Origin of the sequence: Paenibacillus ginsengihumi DSM 21568 (assembly GCF_000380965.1) — a bacterium.
In the GTDB taxonomy this organism is placed as follows: domain Bacteria; phylum Bacillota; class Bacilli; order Paenibacillales; family NBRC-103111; genus Paenibacillus_G; species Paenibacillus_G ginsengihumi.
This window is the reverse complement of record NZ_KB905591.1, coordinates 1-17,850: the sequence shown is the minus strand read 5'-3', so window position 1 is coordinate 17,850 and position 17,850 is coordinate 1. Positions and strand designations below refer to the sequence as shown.

General features: G+C 54.6%; 13 protein-coding genes and 1 pseudogene. 13 read left to right on the top strand and 1 reads right to left on the bottom strand.

The annotated features are described in order from the left end of the window. Positions 1 to 7: 7 nt before the first annotated feature. The 9 genes from F591_RS0118935 (at position 8) to F591_RS0118885 (ending at position 14,717) form a co-directional block, all read left to right on the top strand. Positions 8 to 976 (top strand): carbohydrate ABC transporter permease, encoded by a 969-nt coding sequence (locus F591_RS0118935; RefSeq protein WP_019536193.1) that lies wholly within the window; start codon positions 8 to 10, stop codon positions 974 to 976. Positions 977 to 1,396: 420 nt separating this feature from the next. Further along, positions 1,397 to 2,113 carry a response regulator transcription factor gene (locus F591_RS0118925; RefSeq protein ID WP_019536191.1) on the top strand — a complete coding sequence of 239 codons (717 nt, stop codon included), beginning with the start codon at positions 1,397 to 1,399 and terminating at the stop codon, positions 2,111 to 2,113. A gap of 4 nt (positions 2,114 to 2,117) precedes the next feature. Further along, positions 2,118 to 3,530 carry a sensor histidine kinase gene (locus tag F591_RS0118920; RefSeq protein ID WP_019536190.1) on the top strand — a complete coding sequence of 471 codons (1,413 nt, stop codon included), beginning with the start codon at positions 2,118 to 2,120 and terminating at the stop codon, positions 3,528 to 3,530. 968 nt (positions 3,531 to 4,498) lie between these two features. Further along, positions 4,499 to 5,617, top strand: a complete 1,119-nt coding sequence (locus tag F591_RS29685) for an S-layer homology domain-containing protein (protein ID WP_019536189.1) — start codon at positions 4,499 to 4,501, stop codon at positions 5,615 to 5,617. Positions 5,618 to 5,647: 30 nt separating this feature from the next. Continuing rightward, complete coding sequence (locus F591_RS0118905; RefSeq protein ID WP_019536188.1) at positions 5,648 to 5,902, top strand: hypothetical protein; 255 nt, start codon at positions 5,648 to 5,650, stop codon at positions 5,900 to 5,902. A gap of 40 nt (positions 5,903 to 5,942) precedes the next feature. Continuing rightward, complete coding sequence (locus F591_RS29680) at positions 5,943 to 6,995, top strand: S-layer homology domain-containing protein (protein WP_019536187.1); 1,053 nt, start codon at positions 5,943 to 5,945, stop codon at positions 6,993 to 6,995. A 972-nt stretch (positions 6,996 to 7,967) separates the two neighbouring features. After that, the gene (locus F591_RS0118895) at positions 7,968 to 12,689 is read left to right on the top strand and encodes a glycoside hydrolase family 78 protein (RefSeq protein WP_019536185.1); all 4,722 of its coding nucleotides are present in this window, start codon (positions 7,968 to 7,970) and stop codon (positions 12,687 to 12,689) included. Positions 12,690 to 13,645: 956 nt separating this feature from the next. Further along, positions 13,646 to 14,098 (top strand): hypothetical protein, encoded by a 453-nt coding sequence (locus F591_RS0118890; RefSeq protein ID WP_019536184.1) that lies wholly within the window; start codon positions 13,646 to 13,648, stop codon positions 14,096 to 14,098. Between the two features lie 79 nt (positions 14,099 to 14,177). Beyond that, positions 14,178 to 14,717 (top strand): L,D-transpeptidase, encoded by a 540-nt coding sequence (locus tag F591_RS0118885; protein ID WP_019536183.1) that lies wholly within the window; start codon positions 14,178 to 14,180, stop codon positions 14,715 to 14,717. Between the two features lie 391 nt (positions 14,718 to 15,108). Here F591_RS0118885 and F591_RS0118875 read toward each other — a convergent pair whose 3' ends face one another. Continuing rightward, a complete protein-coding gene (locus F591_RS0118875) occupies positions 15,109 to 15,315 on the bottom strand; it encodes a DUF1657 domain-containing protein (protein WP_019536181.1) in 207 nt (68 codons plus the stop codon). A gap of 282 nt (positions 15,316 to 15,597) precedes the next feature. On the opposite strand from F591_RS0118875, the gene spoVAC reads away from it, so the two are divergent. From spoVAC to F591_RS33585, 4 genes and pseudogenes are all read left to right on the top strand, one after another. Next, complete coding sequence (gene spoVAC / locus F591_RS0118870; protein WP_019536180.1) at positions 15,598 to 16,077, top strand: stage V sporulation protein AC; 480 nt, start codon at positions 15,598 to 15,600, stop codon at positions 16,075 to 16,077. 1 nt (position 16,078) lies between these two features. Beyond that, positions 16,079 to 17,098: a stage V sporulation protein AD gene (gene spoVAD / locus F591_RS0118865; protein WP_019536179.1), complete on the top strand. Its 1,020-nt coding sequence runs from the start codon at positions 16,079 to 16,081 to the stop codon at positions 17,096 to 17,098. A gap of 5 nt (positions 17,099 to 17,103) precedes the next feature. Continuing rightward, positions 17,104 to 17,454: a stage V sporulation protein AE gene (gene spoVAE / locus F591_RS0118860; RefSeq protein WP_026326729.1), complete on the top strand. Its 351-nt coding sequence runs from the start codon at positions 17,104 to 17,106 to the stop codon at positions 17,452 to 17,454. 232 nt (positions 17,455 to 17,686) lie between these two features. Then, positions 17,687 to 17,850 (top strand): annotated as a pseudogene (locus F591_RS33585) (ISL3 family transposase); the annotation flags it as partial.

The following is a 17,850-nucleotide window of genomic DNA, read 5'->3' as shown; positions in this document are numbered from 1 at the left end:
AGGGCGAATGGAAAAGGTACTGAACCGCTTCAAGAACGTGCGCTTCGATGCGCCGCGGCGGCAGCGATGGCTGGTGACGAGCAGGAACGTCCTGCTTGGCAAAGAAGCCGACAAGGGCTTGATTTTCCGGCTGTTCATGTATTTGATCTTGATCGACACCGCCTTTATCTACGTCAAGCCGATCCTTTACATGCTCACCACGATGGTCAAGGATGCGGCCAACCTGCTCGACCCGGCGGTCATCTGGGTGCCGCGCTCGCTGTTCTTCGGCCATCTGGAAGATGCGCTGAGGCTGCTGCAGTACGGCCAGGCGTTCACGATCAGCATGACGGTGTCGCTCTCCGTGGCGGTGCTGCAGGTTATTTCCTGCGCTATCGCCGGGTACGCGTTTGCCCGGCTTGATTTTCCGCTCAAAAAATTTTGGTTCATCTGCCTGATCTTCACGTTCATCATGCCGCCGCAGGCAACGATATTGCCGATGATCATCATGTTCAAGGAATTCGGCTGGATCAACACCTACTGGCCGCTGATCATCCCCGCGATATTCGGTCACGGCCTGAAGGGCGCGCTGTTCGTTATTATTTTCCGGCAGTTTTTCAGCACGCTGCCGAAGGAACTCGAGGAAGCGGCCAAAATCGACGGCGCCAGCGTGTTCCGCGTCTTTTTCCGGGTCATGCTGCCGATCTCGTCGTCGGCGATTATCGTCGTCTTCCTGTTCTCGTTCGTATGGAATTGGAACGACTTCTATTATCCGTCCATGTTCATGTTCGGCACGAAGGAAGTGCCTCTGTCCATCAGCTTATCCCGCCTGGCCGCCTCGCTTGCGGCGGAAGCGGAGCAGGCCGGACCGAGCATCTTCGCCGAGCCGATCAAGATGGCGGCCTCCTTCCTGATCATTCTGCCGCCCCTGATCGTGTACGCCTTCACGCAGCGCTGGTTCGTGGAAGGCGTGGAAAGAACGGGGCTTGTCGAATAGGGCAAAGCCCGCTAATATGGAAATGAAGGATGCCTGACAGACTTCCTGTCAGGCTTTCCCTTGTTTTTGTTCTTCATCGGGCGGCAGTAACGGATTTGCGGGGTGTTATTGCGATGAAGCATGGCAGGACGGGGACGGACACCGGCCAATCACGCTCCGCAAATCCGCTGCTCCCGCTTTGCCTGCGCCGGCCTTTCCGGCGATCCGATCCGAATGAATATACGCGTATGGACGCCTATGACGAGCGATTCCTGCGTCATCGGTCGTCGCCTTCGGTATTGAAATTTTGTCGGCGGAAACCGCCAAATTTTCAAGATGGACGCCTATGACGAGCGATTCCTGCGTCATCGGTCGTCACAAGAATAGATACTACAAGTAACGGATCGTACGGCGAGCAAGTTATGCTGAGGGGGATGAACGATGCGCATTTTGCTGGTGGAAGACGAGCCGAAGATTCGCGAAGTGCTGATCGCCTATCTCAAGAACGAAGGCTGGGAGGCCGATTACACTTCGGACGGCCATGAAGCGCTTCGGTTGTTCGCGGCGAACGAATACCAGGTCGTACTGCTTGATCTGATGATCGAAGGGCTCCCGGGCGAGGAGGTATGCCGGGAAATTCGCAAGCAATCGGTCGTGCCGATCATTATGATTACCTCGAAGTCGCGCGAAGCGGACACGATTCAAGGGCTGCAGCTCGGTGCGGACGATTATATCATGAAGCCGTTTAGGGTCAAGGAAGTGATCGCCCGCATTCATGCCCTGCTGCGCCGGATCAACCGCTACACGCCTGAGACGAGCAATCCCGGCGTGCTGACGTTCGATCGCGGACAGCTCGTCGTCAATCTGGAAGCGGGAACGGCGGTCGTTCGCGGGACGAGCGTCAATCTCACGACGACCGAGTTCAAGCTGCTGACCGTGCTCGTCTCTAGGCCCGGCAAGGTGTTCAGCCGCAGCGAGCTGACCCAGCAGGTGCTCGGCTACCGCTTTCAGGGCGACAGCCGCTCGATCGATACGCATGTGAAAAATTTGCGCAAAAAAATTGAAGAGGATCCCGGCGAGCCGAAATATATCGTCACCTTGGTCGGAGCGGGCTACCGTTTCTCGGCGATGCCGGACGGGAAGGAAGAGGAGGGATGATCGGATGATCGTCCGCCTGCTGCGCAAAATGAACGTCGTGCTGTTTCTGGTGCTCCAGGGAAGCTTTTTGCTCATTATTGCTATCATTGCATCCGCTTACAATTTTAACTGGGAAAACGTATTTGAGCGCTATCAGCGGGAACAGCTGACTCTCAACGCTTTTAAAATGATGGACGACATGCGCAACGAGCATCTGGAGGTCGGTCCCTATACGGGAGATGAGAAGCTGTGGCTTAACCGCCGCGCGACGCTGTACGGCATTCTGATCAGCTACGGGCCTCCGGACGGTGGACCGCCATGGTTCGATATGCTGAGCCGCGTGAACGAGGACGAAAATATCGTTATTCAGGAATATCCGCTCATCTCCAAGGGAGAAAGCCAAGGCCTGCTTAAGATCGGGTACTTGAAATCGCTTAACGAGCTCGATCCGAACGTCGTCGCTTACCGCCAGACGATGCGGACGCGCTCGGCCTGGCTGTTCGCTCTCATCGTCCTCGTCTCGGTCGGCATCAGCTATTACGTGTCCCGGCTGCTGTCGGCGCATATGGAGCGGCTGCAGAGCACAGCGATGAAAATACGTCAGGGGCATTGGAACGAGTCGGCGGAGGTCAAGGGTCCTGAGGAGGTCAGGCAGCTGGCGCTAACGCTCAACGAGCTGTCCCGCGAGCTGAAGAAGCAGGAGGATTGGCGCCATCAGCTGATGGAGGATTTGACTCACGAGCTGCGCACGCCGCTCACTTCCGTGCTGTCCCAGCTGGAAGCGATGATCGACGGCATATATGAAGTGAAGCAGGAATGGCTGGAGGAAATCTACGATGAGCTGATTCGGCTGAGCCGCCTTATGAACGACATGGAAAAGCTGTCCGAGGCGGAGGCGGCCCGTTTTACCGTGTCCATCAAACGGACAAATATGGTGCAGCTGGCCGAGCGCGTGTACCGCAACTTCCAATCGATGGCGCGGAGCAAAGGCATTCGCCTTCAGTTCAGCAACCCGAACGTGCCCTGCTATGCGGAGGTCGACCGGGACAAAATGGTCCAGATCATCGCCAACATCGTCTCCAACGCGATCAAATATACGAATGCGGGAGGCCGCGTCATCCTCGGTGTCGGCTACAGCGAGGACGATACGATCATTTTTTGCTCGGATACGGGGATCGGCATCGGTCCGGAGGATTTGCCGTATGTGTTCAACCGGTTGTATCGGGCTGACAAATCGCGCTCGCGGTTCAGCGGCGGCGTCGGTCTCGGTCTGAGCATCGCCAAGGCGCTCGCCGAAGCGCACGACGGCCGGATCGAGGTGGAGAGCGAACTCGGCAAAGGCTCCGTCTTCCGGGTCATCGTCCCGAACAAATACCGCTCGTGGGAAGCGCCGTACGCCCAGGATGCGGGCCGCTCCGCCCGGGCCGCGGGCGGCTAGAGGAAGGCGGCCGCCGCCGCGGCTCTGCCGGTTGGCTCGGCGCGCATTGCGGTGCGCGACCGCTTGCCAGCCGCCTTGGATGAAAATGTGCCGCGAGCCCCGGGCTATTTTCAAGAGAATGAGCAAATGTTGTATTTTGTACAACAAAAACGGGGAAACCGGCCGTACTCGCGGCTCATTGTTGTAGAATGTGCAACATTTCAGGCGATTTTCCTCGATTTGAAGCCAATCTCATCCAAATTGTTGCGCAAAATACAACAATCCCCCTCTTTTTGGGCGAAGGATACGGCAAAGTTGCATTTTTTGCAGGATTTGTCGCCTTATGTGCTCGGGTGAGCCTGGCAAGGAGCAGCGCTAACGCGGAGTTCGAACCTTTGCGCGGAGTCCAAACGCTAACATGAAGTTCGACAACTAACGCAGAGTTCGGGGGGCACCGATTGAGTATCCCTGTCGCAGCACCGTATAGGTTTGCACGAGAAAGGATATTGCCGAAGACGAGGTTATTCTTTAAAAATTAGGAAAAAAGTCCTTGTTGAGACAGTGGCGAACGAAGCCTTTGTCATCGGTCGTCACCTGCGGTATTGAAAATTTCGCCGAAGGACTTCGTCGAATTTTTCAAGATAGCAATTGTCAAAATGATAGGACTTAAGGTATAATATGGGTCGTAGGTATCATCATGGAACTTATAGCATACGGAACCCATAGAGGTCAGATCGTGGAAGCACCCGATGGACAGAGGCGAACCTTTGTTTGGGGTGCTTTTCTTATTTGCAAGATGGCCGCCTGTGCCAAGCGATTCCTGTCGTCATCGGTCGTCACCTGCGGTATTGAAAATTCGCCGAAGGACTTCGTCGAGTTTTCAAGATAGACGCCCATGCCGCCGGCGCGGCACCATCAGAAGATGAAAATGGGCCGCGGGCCCGGGCTATTTTCAAGATAGCACAAGCGTAGAACAAGGAGAGTTGGGCATGAGTAAGCGTGCGTTCAAGTATGGGACGGTCGCGCTGGTTGCTTTCGCTGCGGCGATGGTCATGCAGCTGACAAGCGGCGCGAATGCGGCTGTACACCTTGACAGCAGTACGAGTTCCGGTCCGGCAAACGCCTTTTCCGATGCAGCGGGTCATTGGGCCGAGCGTTATATCGCCGATGCTGTAGCGCAAGGATACTTGCACGGCTTCGAGGACGGTACCTTTCGGCCGGATCAGCCGGTGACGCGAGCGCAATTCATGAAATTGGTAGCGGCAGCAATCGGCAAAGGCGCGAAGCTGCAGGATGGCGCTGCATGGTACATGCCGTACGCCCAAGCGCTGCAGCAGGAGGGGATTGTCGATATGGAAGAACTCCCCGAAGAGATGAATGCGCCTATGACAAGAGCCGAAATGGCGCGAGTAGCATTAAGAGCCGTTGATCGGGATATGGAGGGGACGATCGAGGAAGCTGTGGAAAGAGGGTTGCTGCAAGGCGTCGGATACGGTGAGCTTGAGCCGGACGGACTGACGACAAGGGCGCAGGCGTGCGTCATTATGGAACGTGTCCGGACGCTCCGATCCGGGGGCAGCCTTGTGCCGGACAAGGATGCGCTTCAAACCGTATGGATCCATCGGATCGGCAGCAATGCGGGGGTGGTCTTTGGACTGAGGGACATTTTTTTGCCAAAAGATGTGCCTTATGACGAAGCGCTTCGTGTGGACGTGAACCGGATGATTGTTCTTGATTACGCACGGGGAGAAGCTCAGCCGTACGGATACTTGACGAAAGGATTGGAGCTGCAGGCAGGCGGCGACCTATTGGACGTGTACGTCGTTGCGTATCAGCTTACGGTCAGAGCGACTGAGCATGCGGATGCAAAGGTGCGTTACGACAGTTCCGATCTGCTTGGATTCGTCCGCAGCGGCAACATAATAGAAGCTTCTCATGCCGCTTACGATGCGTTGCATATGTTTAGCCTCAGGCCGAAGCAGCAGCTTAAGATGTGGAAGTTTTACGCCTTGGAGAAGACGGCAGTCCATGAAAGGATGGCAGCGGATGGGAAGCTTCAGCCGCAGTATTTGAAAATTGGAAACGTTGAATACGTTACAGCGAAGTAATAAATACGATACGAGATGGAGGTATGGAGTATGAAAGAAGCACTATCGATCCAACCGAATAACGAGATATTTATCAAGCTCGGTAAGCAGGATGATTACATTTTTCAAGCGCTGGCTCACATCGGTAAAGCCTCGCACCTAATGTCTTGGGCCAATACTTGCCTTATGGACGTGGCTGAAGTGCCGCACGAGATGAAGTCAGAAATGATTTTACTAACGACAGCACTTGTACGGATGCAGGAAAGGCTTCGAGAGATCAGCAAGGCTGAATCAATTGAACAATAACTATCGATAAATCAATTCCATGAGAGGGGAAAATATAACCATGAAAAAGACATTCACATCTCTGCAAAAACTGACAGCAGCCGGCATCGTTGCAGTCGCCATTACGGGAGCCGTCGCAGGCACTTCCTACAGCTCGGCCCATTTTTCGGATATCTCGGGCCAATGGTTCGAGCAATCGGTTAAAGACGCAGCGGCCAAAGGATACGTTGACGGCTTCGAGGACGGCACTTTCCGGCCGAACGAGCCGGTGACGCGGGCGCAGTTTATGAAGCTTGTGGCTGCAGGGATCGGCAAGAAGGTGGAAACGGTGGAGGGCAATGCCTGGTACATGCCGTACATCAAGGCGCTGAGAGAGGAAGGCATTGTCGATGAAAGGTTTAGCCCCGGCGACATGAACCAGCCGATGGTGCGGGCCGAGATGGCCATGTACGCAGTGAAGGCAGTCGATCCGGAGCTGAAGGGAACGCTGCTCGAAGCGACCGAACGCGGCATCGTCCAGGGCGTAGGCAACGGCGAGTTGGAGCCGATGGGCCATACCACTCGTGCGCAGGCGGTAACGATTATCGAGCGTATTTTGGACGCTCGGGAGGGCAAAGAGCTGGAAGTCGATAAATATGCTGTGTCTCGAGCGGAAATCGAGAAAACCGGCAGCAATGTAAACTCAATGCTGGGACTTCAACCACAAAACATCGGGCAAACGTGGAGCCTGGGTCAAGGAGCTTCGGTGACGCTGAATCAGGTTATTGTGGCTGATCCGAGCGACGAGAATGATCCTTATTGGGCTTACATCGATAAGTCGTGGTGGCCGGAAACAGCGGATAAAAAGCGAGATATTGTGGTGATGGCCAAGTTTACTGTTAATGTCGATGAATCAGCGGATGATAATGTCCGATTATATGACAATCAACATTTTACTCTTTATGATAGAACAGGACTTTTAACCGTCTCTAAGGAAAGTCTTCCAGAAGTAATTCCATTTAGAAAGCCTGGAACTTATTCCGGATTCGTCGCTTACACGGTGGAAAAGGATCATGCTAAAACCGGTATGACTTTTAACGTTGTCGGCAACAAAGTTAAAATTGCAAAAAAATAGGGGGCGAGCCTTTTGCGTAAGATGATCGCAAAGGTCTTACTATCTCTTTTCATTGTAGAGTTACTACTTCCCTTTGCTTATATTTCTTCAACAGAAGCCGCTGCGGCCGAGACGAAGCGTTTGTATTACAACTTTGAACAATCGGCAATCAGTGAAAGCGAAGTAAACGTCCAGTTTTCGGCTTCGGAGACAAAATCGTTTACGATAAATCTTTCCTCACATATACCAGGGACTATAACTTCGGTCAAGTTATTCAATAACGGAGTAGATAGTTCCTCAAATGTCACGTTAAGCGGTCATACTGTCACCGTAACTGGACTAAGAGGAAAGGAAACAACCGTATATGGCATCTCTGAAACATTGCCGGGGCACCAAATTTACCGACAACCCGAAGGGCGTATATGGGAACATAGAGGGGAGGCAACACCGGAAACGCCTATTGAATTTGACGGTGCTCCCGGCAATCCGTCACCTTATCCGGGCCTGATTCCCACAGTGGGACGATATCGATATACAACAAAACCTTTTGATTATCGCACCCCCGGCGCTCCGAACAATGGCCCCGATTTAAGGTATGCATTTAACTCCCCGCAGTATTTAAAATCGGGTCAGGCAGGATCAACAGCTAGTGGAGATCTGGTAATGGATTATAACAAAGAAGGCTGGGCGGTAACAACGGCTTATGAAGTGGTTCGTCCAGAACAATGGTTTCTGAATGAGAACAATGTTAAGCTCGAGGATGGGATTCCAGACATTACAGATGGTTCTAAACTGAAACAGGATTCCATCGAAATTTATGGTGCTTCTAAACATTCTGATACTAACGCCATTCCGTTATCTTACGGTAAAGGTAAGCTTCCCGGTCAAGGTATGATCCGAACAATGTTAAAGTTGGATGGGGATGTAAACCCTCGATTTTATAAGGATGATCCTGACAACGATGGCACAGATGGCTTATTACGTAACTACTTTATGTACGCCTACGCCAAATGGAAAGGCACCACCTACCAATACCAGGCCTACATCGATGTAACGTATGAGCCGCCGACGGTGCCGGACCTGATGGCTGCGGATCTCGTGCCGGATAAAGCGTGCTACGTCGTCAACGCTCCCATTACGCTCACTTACAAGTACCGCAATGGCGGCGAATCGACCGACAAGCCGTTCAAGGTTGTCGTCAAAGTGGATGGCGTCGTGAAGAAGACGGAGACGATTCCCGGGGGGATGAAAAACGGAATCACGCTATCCGGGACGTATACCGGCACCGTCAGCTCGCCGATCATCACATTTACGCTCGTTGTCGATGAGGACAATGCGGTGGGCGAAAACGAGGCAACGCGGGGCAATAACGTGAAATCGGTGACGATCCGGACGCAAACTTCCTGCGGCGACGATGGCGGCGGCGGAGGCGACGGCAAAATTACCGGAACGATTGAAGTGGACAAGCCTTTCATTCCTTGGGGCGATGACAATTTGACCATTGTGACGGTCGATGATTCGGCCTCGTCCTGCAAAGCAGCGACGTTTCGTATTTCCTACGAAGACCCAAGAGGGAACCGGCATGTGTCGCCGAATATGCCCTTCAATGGAGTTGTGAATGGCAAGCTGGATGGATCGCACGGCTTTTTCTATGATAGCCGAAACTTTTCGTACCCCGGCGGCATCGGTTCGGGGAAAATCCACGTATTTGGCTCGGTGCTGGATAACTGCGGTAACTCGCATACGATTGGCACCACAGAATTCACCATCGGTCCGGAGCCGCCGCCTGAACCGCTCGAGCTCGAGTTCAAATGGTTTTACAGCCACGACTTGAACAATCCGATCACGCGCGCCGCACTGGGGGAAACGGTGGCGCTCAAGGTCACGAAAGCCCGCGATCCGCAAGGCATGGACGTCGAGCTGTCCTGGGATTTTACGCAGAGTACATCTTGGGTGGCCAGCATTCCGACCATGAAAAATCTACGGCCGCCATATAACCAACGCACCATTACCGGACTCGTTACAGCAGATCCGGCCGGGGATCAGATGGTGTGCCTGACAGGCTCCACGAAACGCACCTCCTTGACGGTCTGCGAATATTTGGAAGTGGTACCGCCGAACCCGATCCCGGTCATTACCGGCCCTTCGCTTGTGAAAGAGAATCGGCCGCTGCCGGAGCCGTTCCGTACGGACAAAAGCTATTCTCCCGTCGCCGGACGGACCATCGATCACAATAGGGACGAAAAGGGCGGATTATGGGCTGATAAATACCCTACCCCCGGAACCTATGAGCTGCAGCTGCACGTATACGACAACACGGGCTTGAAATCGCTGAAGCCGGCCAAGCATACGTTAACGGTGTTTCCAGATATGCCGCCAATCCCTCAGCTGCAGTATCAGGAGACGATTGTGCGGAACCAGACGATTCAGCTGCGCAATACATCGTACTCGCCGGACGGCGACGGTATCGAAGTGTACCGGATCCATTACGGCTATGACAACCAAAATAACGGCACATGTTCGCCGACGACGCTGTTATCGGATCACGGGAACAATTTCCCGTTCTCGTCGGACAAGATCGGCAAATACTGCCTGAAGGTCTATGCCAAGGAGCCCGGCGAATACGGCAAATCGGCCGAGGCGCTGTACTGGATCGACGTCATCAACGATGCGCCGGAGGCGACGTTCACCGCGTCCGGACAAGTCGAAGAGCCGATGCCGGTCGAATCTCACCCTGTGTATGTGTCCGATATGATGCGCTGGCCGATCACGACGCTGGACGGCGCCAGCCCGGGACTGTACAGCGGTTATACCAAAACATGGCGAAATACGCTCATTTCCGCCGGAATCCGCGAAACGGATTACAGCGGCTGGGGCTACGATCAGCTGTATGCCGCCCCGATGAACGTAGTGGCTGAGAAGAAACTGAAAATAATAAAGAACTATGATGGCGGCGATCCGTATTTCGATGATTTTATTTTTGATGATTTAGTTCTTATGAGAAGCAGAAACAGCTGGGCCTATCAGTATTATGTCGCAAGTTCTCGCTTTGAACCTGTTCCATTGACAGACACGAATTCCTTAGCTGATATTCAATGGAACAAAGCGACGGACGAGTTGATCGTGCGTCAATATGTCGATTTCAATTATGGATCCTGCTCGAACCGAACCGTTTACTATTTCACGAAGTATCGCTTGTCCGATCTCAATAACGGCATCAAGAAGGAGATTGAAAAAGGGCAGTATGAGGAAAAGGGGCGCGGATTTAACGGAGGATTTTGCGACTCAACGCAAGGTTCGCCGATGACCTTCGCTGATGGAACGAATCCGTGGCACTATTACTTTACCAACCAGATGCCAGAAGGCGTGTTTACCACCCTGGAAAATGGGCGTATCTTGTGGCAGAATAGCCGGTCGGAGTGGCCGCAGTCGCTGAGCCTTACCGAGTACGGAGCAGACCGTCCCTATTTTACGCGCCACTTCACCGAAGCGGAGATCAGCAACATGTGCGGTACGAACAACTACGGTCGGTTAACCTATGCGACGACCCGTACTTTTAACGATAAAATCATCATGAACTGTAGTTCCTGGTTAGGCAATCAGGGATACTCTGTGGGGCTCTTGACCTTGGATGCACAAGGCAACCTGACGCCTTTTCGGGTGGTTAAACGGGGATATGGCATTCTGTTGGTTCCGGTCGTATATATGAACGCCAAGGGCGATTTAATCAAAGTCCAATACCACGAGGTGACGACTTCTTCGGATCAAAATCCGGAATGGGCAACACGTATCTCCGGACACCGTTTATACAAAACGGAATACTTCGACGCCAACTTCAATTACGTCGGCGATACGCTGCCAGCAGGCAAAGAAGATCCAAACTTATGGATGTACGAAACTAGGCCGCGGAGCGAAGAAAATCGGTTATTTAACGGGAATGTGGTGTTCCAGGCGCCGGATAAGCTGCTCACCATTGATCCGGACTACAGCCAGGGCGCGCAAAATGAAATGTACGTGGACGGCCGTACCCGGACGCACGGGCAGTTTATGAGCCCGATTCAGCTGTCCAGCTTTTCGCTCAAAATGAGCTTCCGCTATTTGTATGAGCCGGATGCCGTGATCCCGACCGGTCTTGCCTTCCGGCAGACGAATCATGCCAATATGTACCGGTTGGAGCTGATGAAAAACACGGCGGTGTTGTTCAAAATCGTCAATGGCCGCAAGACCGAGCTGGCGCGCAAAGCAATCAGCAGCCTGGAATCGAACACGTGGTACACGGTCGAAGTCATGGCGATCGGCAGCAACATCCGGATTTATTTGAACGGCTACCTGCAGATGGACGTAAACGACAACACGTTTGCTTCCGGCGGCTTCGGTCCGTTTACGGAGCAGACCGCGGTCGAGTTCAAAGCATTGTCCTACGCGGTGTATCCCGACCCAGGCCTATCGTTCGTGGACGGCTACGCCATTGTGAACGAACCGGTGCGGTATACGAAGACGTTCAAGGACCCGGAGAACGATCCGCCCATCCCGGCGCGCAGCGAATGGACATACACGCATACGAACTGGAACATGTTCCTCGATTACAATGACGGCGCCGTCGGTTATCAGCCGCCTCGAAAAGAAACAAACGAAATTTTGCAGTTCAGTAAAGTCGGCGAATACCGGATCGATTACCGCATTCCCGACGATCCGAAGCCGGACCACCGCTATCCGGACAACCGCTTCGACAACTACCGGAAATACTCGCCGGTTCATTCGAAGATTTTGGTCGTCCACCGAAAGCCGATCTCGCTGTTCACGCTCTCGATTGCCGGCGACAACACCGTCGTCTGGAACGATCGATCGTACGACGTGGACCGCTGCCGCGGCTACCGGACCGGTTGTCAGGCCGGTTATGAAGCGAACAGCGGCATCTTCGGAGCGAAATATTACTACATTACGCCGAGCGGCCAATCGGTGAACGGCAAGCTGATCCGGCCGACCGAACAGGGCGTATATACGGTGGCCATGGCTGTTCGCGACGAATACGGCGCTTGGTCGGACTGGTATACGCAGGAGCTCAATGTGACGAACCCGGTGGCGCCGAACAAGCCGCCGGCGGCAGTGCTGACGTATCCGAACGGCAGCCAGAGCAGCCCGACGCAGCTCTCCACGCTGCGGCCGACGATCCGCTGGAATCAGTCCGACCCGGATCCTGGCACCGTCTTTGTCCTGTACGATCTGATCATTCGCGATGAATGGGGCAATACGGTCAAGCACCGAAGTAACGTTCTTCAGAACACGACAGCAACAAGCAATAGCTGGCCACTCGACTTCGATCTCGCGGCAGGCCAGAAGGTTCAAGTTCAGGTGCGCGTCAGCGATGGAGAAGCGTGGTCTCCCTGGAGCAACATCGGCTGGATGCAAACGAATCGCCCGCCTGTGGCCGTCATGACGTTCCCGAACGGGACGCAAGCTCAACCGACCGTCATCGATACGCTGCGGCCGACGCTGACTTGGACACAGACCGATCCGGACGCAGGAACGATCTTCTCCGGCTATCAGCTGCAGATCACGAACGAGGCCAATACGGCGATGATTCTCGATACCGGCAAGCTCCCGCAATGGACCAGCTCCACAAACGGCAGCTGGACCGTGAATCAGGATTTGCCGGCCGGACAGAAGCTGCGCGTACGTGTCAAAGTGTGGGACGTGCGACTTGTTCTGCTATAACGGCTGCTGCCTAAGCGCTGCAGGCGGAAAAGCAGGGGCTTATGCGAAGCCTAACTTTGCAACCGAAGATTGAAATGAGGAAGCCATGTTTTCCGAAGCGATCTCGTTAATCTCCTGCATGCGGCAGGGTGCGGCAACGCCCGCCGTATGAAGCCAGGTAAAGGCGGCATGAGGAAGAGTACCAGAACACTAATTGCGGGGCTCGTACCGATATGCCGGACGGCTGAAAAATCGTCTATGGCGAGAATGACCTTAGGGCGGTCTGACGAACTGCCGAACGAACGGGTCTGACACAACTTAAGGGTGGCGAGGAGTACGCAGTCCCATAGGAAAGTCGCTATACCGAACGATGGCGGTATCCAGCCCTTGAGACTCAGAGGCAGCGCCTAAGGACGATACGGATAGCTAGGTTGCAGGGAACAAGGAAAGCAAGGGACGTCACATGAACTGAATGCCATCAGGACGGCTGCTATAAGGCTTCGGCCGAAATGCACTTACCCTTGTGAGAGCTGGGGCGCGACCGAGGAAGTGCCTGTAACGGGCATGGAGGAACAGCCCCAAGTCTTCTCTGCTTGCTGCGGAGAAGATGGAACGCCGTGTGCGCGGAAACGCGCACGCACGGTGTGGCGGAGGGGAAAAGGCGGAGGAAATGATGAAAAAGATTCCAAAGCCTTACCTATTCCGATCAATACGGCGCAGCTTCCGACTGGTCTGAGCAAACGTGGCTGTACATTAACCGGGCGCCGATCGTCAGCATCCGCTGGCTTCCGCAGCCCGCCTTCGAAGGAGACGAAATCCGCCTGATCGGGGAAGCCTACGATCCCGACGGCGATCCGCTGCAGTATGCGTGGCGCATTCGCGGTCCCGGATATGAAGCGTCGGACACGCGCGTCGAAACGGCCATTCCGGCCGCGGCAACGTCCGGTCATCCCGGGGAGTGGGAAGCGTCGCTCGTCGTGACCGATCCGTACGGCGCTTCCGCCGAAGCGATCCAGAAAATTCCGGTCGGCGATTTGCAGCTGAAGGGCTTTGTGAACCATACCGACCTGTGGGAATCGTATCGGCGCCAATACAATACCGAGGTGTCCGGCGATCCGGAGCGCCCGCGGCCGCCCGACATGTTTTGGGCCGGCGAAGCGTTCGTGCTGCGGGCGGATACGAACGAGCCTGCGGCGCAGGTTTCGGCCCGCATGTCCTATACGGAGATAACGACAGGGCTTCAGCCTGAAGCAGGTTCCACACAATGGAAGGGGGAAGCGCACCGCGACGATTTCGAGCGGTTGCCTGACGGCGCGTATCGGTTTGTATTTACTTCCCGCTGGCCGAACGGGCATACCGAGCAGGATACCGTTACCGTAACGGTCAAGGGCGACTGGACCGAGTATGCCGAAAGCGTCAGAAAAGAGTAAGGCCGCCGGGTCGCCGATTTATTCGGTATATCCTCGGGGAGCGAAAGCAACACTAAGCGTGCCATTTCAAAGCATAAGGATGATCGAATTGAAAAAAATCGGGTTAAGCCTGCTGATGCTCGTACTTCTCGCGATTACCTTCACTCCGGTTGCGGCGGAAGGTGAGCCGGTATCGGCCCTTGCGGCGAACGTACAGGCGCCGGATACGAGCCTGCCGGAGCATTTGATGGAAGAAGGCGTCTTTCTTGTGATCAGCAAATCGGCTAACGTATTGTCGGTTATGGTGAACGGAAGGGCGATGTATTCTTTTCCCGTTGCCACCGGAAGGCGCAAGGAACTGACCCCGTCGGGGCGGTTTCATATTGTAACCAAAATCGAGAAGCCTTATTACGTCAGGAAGCAAATTCCCGGGGGACATCCGAACAACCCGCTCGGCAGCCGCTGGATGGGGCTTAATGTGCCGGGAACCGGCGGCTACAAATACGGCATTCACGGAACGAACCGTCCCTGGTCGATCGGCGGCTCCGTCTCGTCCGGCTGCATTCGGATGCACAACAAAGACGTGGAATGGCTGTTTCGTCACATTCCGTTAGGCACGGTCGTTATCATCAAAGATTAACGCTGGAAAAAAGGACTCTTGCCGGGGTCCTTTTCCGTTTGGCTTCCGCGCTTTCGGGAAGCCGAGATGCCGACCTTCAGCCTTCATGGACGCCTACAAGACTTTGTTTAAGTCACTCGCATTGGCGACAAATCCGCGCATATCCCGGTCCGAACGGAGGCAGCAGGGAATAAGCTTAAGCGTACGGACTTTTTATGCCGAACGGAGGCCCGGTAAGCGATGAGCATCGATCGTCAGCGCTCCTTCTTGCTGCTCATTTTGGTACTTTTTGTATTGCTGCTGGTTGTGTTGATTTTTGCCCGAATCTGAGACAACGGGAACGGCAAACAGCCTTGAACGCTCGATGGAGCGCGCAAGGCTGTTTTTGTTTTTTACGGACTGTTGGCTTGGATTAAAAGCCTTTGTATTGCGGCTCCTGCTGCTCCAGCTCCTGAACGCGGGAATGCAGCTGGTCGACCACTTGCTGAGTCGTTTTGGCGGCATTTTCGAACAATTGCTTCGCTTCCTGGTTTTCGGTGCTGAGCGCAAACGTTTCAAGGTTGGCTTGAGCGCTTTTGAGAGAGGCCAACGTTGTTTTCACTTGAGATGCAACGGTCATGTTAATCACCTCCCACAACTAATATGCACAAACCATCGCTGTGAATAACTGGCAATATGTTACATATAATGCACCTTTGTTGGGCCCGGGTAACCCGGGGCGATTTAGCAAATAATTTGAATAGTGCTTGCCCTGCCATCCGAAAAATGGCCGAAGCTGCCGGGTTAGGCCATCCTTATCCGAACAGCTCCTGACAAGCTGCAGGGCTGATCGGAGGGCTGTCGGACGCCATTCGGCCCGTTCTTAACGATGAAAACAAGTGCAAAGCGAGGGGAAAAGAAGATGGCCACGAAAGCGAAACAGAAATTGACCTGGACGCAGCAGGAATACAAGCAATTCGCCAAAGAACGCGAGCCGGCGCGGCCCGTTCTGCGAAACTGCATTCGCGCTTTTTTGGTCGGGGGCACGATCTGTCTGATCGGACAGGCGCTGACGCTGTTCTTCAAGACTTATTTCGGCTTTACCGAAAGAACGGCCGGAAACCCGACGGTGGCGGTGCTTATTTTGATTTCGGTTATACTCACGTGCCTTGGGGTTTACGACAAAATCGCCCAATGGGCCGGCGCAGGAACCGCCGTTCCGGTAACCGGCTTTGCCAATTCCGTCTGTTCGGCTGCCCTGGAGCACCGCAGCGAAGGGCTCGTGCTCGGCGTCGGCGGCAACATGTTCAAGCTGGCCGGCTCGGTCATCGTGTTCGGCGTCGTTGCGGCATTCATCATCGGGCTCATTCATATGGCGCTGGAAATCGGGGGGCTGAAATAACATGCTGAAAGGCCATCAAAGCTGGGAATTTCGCAACCGTCCGGTCATCATCGGCACGGCCACGGTCGTCGGGCCGGATGAAGGCGAGGGCCCGCTCGGCAACGAATTCGATATCGTCCACGGCGATTTGCGAATAGGGCAGGACAGCTGGGAGAAAGCGGAGAAAAAGCTGCTGGAGGAAGCGTCCAAGCTGGCAATCGAAAATGCGGGACTGACGAACGATCGCGTTCATTTTTATGTTGGCGGCGATTTGATGAACCAGATCATCAGCAACACGTTTGCCGTCCGCACGCTGAATATCCCGTATCTCGGCATTTTCGGCGCCTGCTCGACATCGATGGAAGGACTGGCGCTGGCCTCGCTCATCGTCGATTCAGGATTCGGCCGCAATGTGGTCGCGGGCACGTGCAGCCATAACTGCACGGTGGAGAAGCAATTCCGCTATCCGACGGAATACGGCTCGCAGAAGCCGCCTACCGCGCAATATACCGTGACCGGAGCCGGCGTAGCTGTCCTCTCCGATCGCGGCGAAGGGCCGGTCGTAACCGGCGCCACGATCGGCCGCGTCGTCGATATGGGCCTCAAGGACCCGTTCAATATGGGGGCGGCGATGGCTCCGGCGGCGGTCGATACGATTGCGGCGCATTTTCGCGATTTCAACCGCGAGCCTGGCTACTACGATCTGATCGTCACAGGCGACCTGGCCAGCGTCGGCTCCGAAATCGCCAGAGACCTGCTCGTCAAGCACGGGCTGCCGATGCAGCAGACGAAGTACAACGACTGCGGCCTGATGATTTACGATCTGAAGAAGCAGGACGTTCAGGCCGGAGGCAGCGGGTGCGGCTGCTCCGCCACCGTGACGTACGGCCATATTCTCAAACGAATGAGGCGCGGCGAGCTGAGAAGGGTGCTTGTCGTCGCGACGGGATCGCTGCATTCGCCGTTATCGTACCAGCAAGGAGAGAGCATTCCGTGCATCGCCCACGCGGTTGCTATCGAAAGCGGAGGTGAAGAGCAATGAATTGGATGCAGTTTGTATGGGCATTCGTCATCGGGGGCGCGATTTGCGTTGTCGGCCAGCTGTTGATCGACATCGTCCGGCTAACTCCCGCGCATACGATGAGCACATTGGTCGTGGCCGGGGCGATCGTCGACGGCCTCGGCTTGTACGAACCGTTCATCAAATTCGCCGGCGCCGGAGCGACCGTGCCGATTACCAGCTTCGGCAATTCGCTCGTGCACGGCGCTTTGGCCGAGCTGAAGACGAGCGGCCCGATCGGCATCATCACCGGCATTTTCGAGGTGACGAGCGCCGGCATCTCGGCGGCAATCATCTTCTCGTTCCTGGCCGCGCTCGTCTGCAAGCCGCAAGGATAACCGCTTTCGCCGCCAGATAACAGCTCCGCGCGCCGGAGCTGTTTTATTTTTTCGCCGCGAAGCCGGAATTTGGCCGAAAACGGTCCGATACCGCTCCTGAATGTGTAATTTTACAAATAAATTTAGGCTCTATACCAAACATAGTGCTTGACAACATGTAGAGCCAAAATTGAAAAACATCTGTACATTCCATAAGATGGTTGTGCGACCAATCCAACTCGAGGAATGACAGATGCACAACCAGTATACTGATCTTTTAGTCAATTTACCAGAGGTAAATGTTCAACAGATTGTGGAAATTGATGAGCAAACGATCCATATTCAGGTTGTTCCAAAGTCACGCAAGCAGGCTTGCGCCATTTGCCGTTCGGATCGTTCGGTCATTCGCAAAGGCAG

Bases quoted from the DNA above. Each gene is read 5' to 3' on its own strand.
- F591_RS0118935 (WP_019536193.1), top strand. From the start codon at position 8: ATGGAAAAGGTACTGAACCGCTTCAAGAACGTGCGCTTCGATGCGCCG.
- F591_RS0118925 (WP_019536191.1), top strand. From the start codon at position 1,397: ATGCGCATTTTGCTGGTGGAAGACGAGCCGAAGATTCGCGAAGTGCTG.
- F591_RS0118920 (WP_019536190.1), top strand. From the start codon at position 2,118: ATGATCGTCCGCCTGCTGCGCAAAATGAACGTCGTGCTGTTTCTGGTG.
- F591_RS29685 (WP_019536189.1), top strand. From the start codon at position 4,499: ATGAGTAAGCGTGCGTTCAAGTATGGGACGGTCGCGCTGGTTGCTTTC.
- F591_RS0118905 (WP_019536188.1), top strand. From the start codon at position 5,648: ATGAAAGAAGCACTATCGATCCAACCGAATAACGAGATATTTATCAAG.
- F591_RS29680 (WP_019536187.1), top strand. From the start codon at position 5,943: ATGAAAAAGACATTCACATCTCTGCAAAAACTGACAGCAGCCGGCATC.
- F591_RS0118895 (WP_019536185.1), top strand. From the start codon at position 7,968: ATGTACGCCTACGCCAAATGGAAAGGCACCACCTACCAATACCAGGCC.
- F591_RS0118885 (WP_019536183.1), top strand. From the start codon at position 14,178: ATGATCGAATTGAAAAAAATCGGGTTAAGCCTGCTGATGCTCGTACTT.
- F591_RS0118875 (WP_019536181.1), bottom strand. From the start codon at position 15,315: ATGACCGTTGCATCTCAAGTGAAAACAACGTTGGCCTCTCTCAAAAGC.
- spoVAC (WP_019536180.1), top strand. From the start codon at position 15,598: ATGGCCACGAAAGCGAAACAGAAATTGACCTGGACGCAGCAGGAATAC.
- spoVAD (WP_019536179.1), top strand. From the start codon at position 16,079: ATGCTGAAAGGCCATCAAAGCTGGGAATTTCGCAACCGTCCGGTCATC.
- spoVAE (WP_026326729.1), top strand. From the start codon at position 17,104: ATGCAGTTTGTATGGGCATTCGTCATCGGGGGCGCGATTTGCGTTGTC.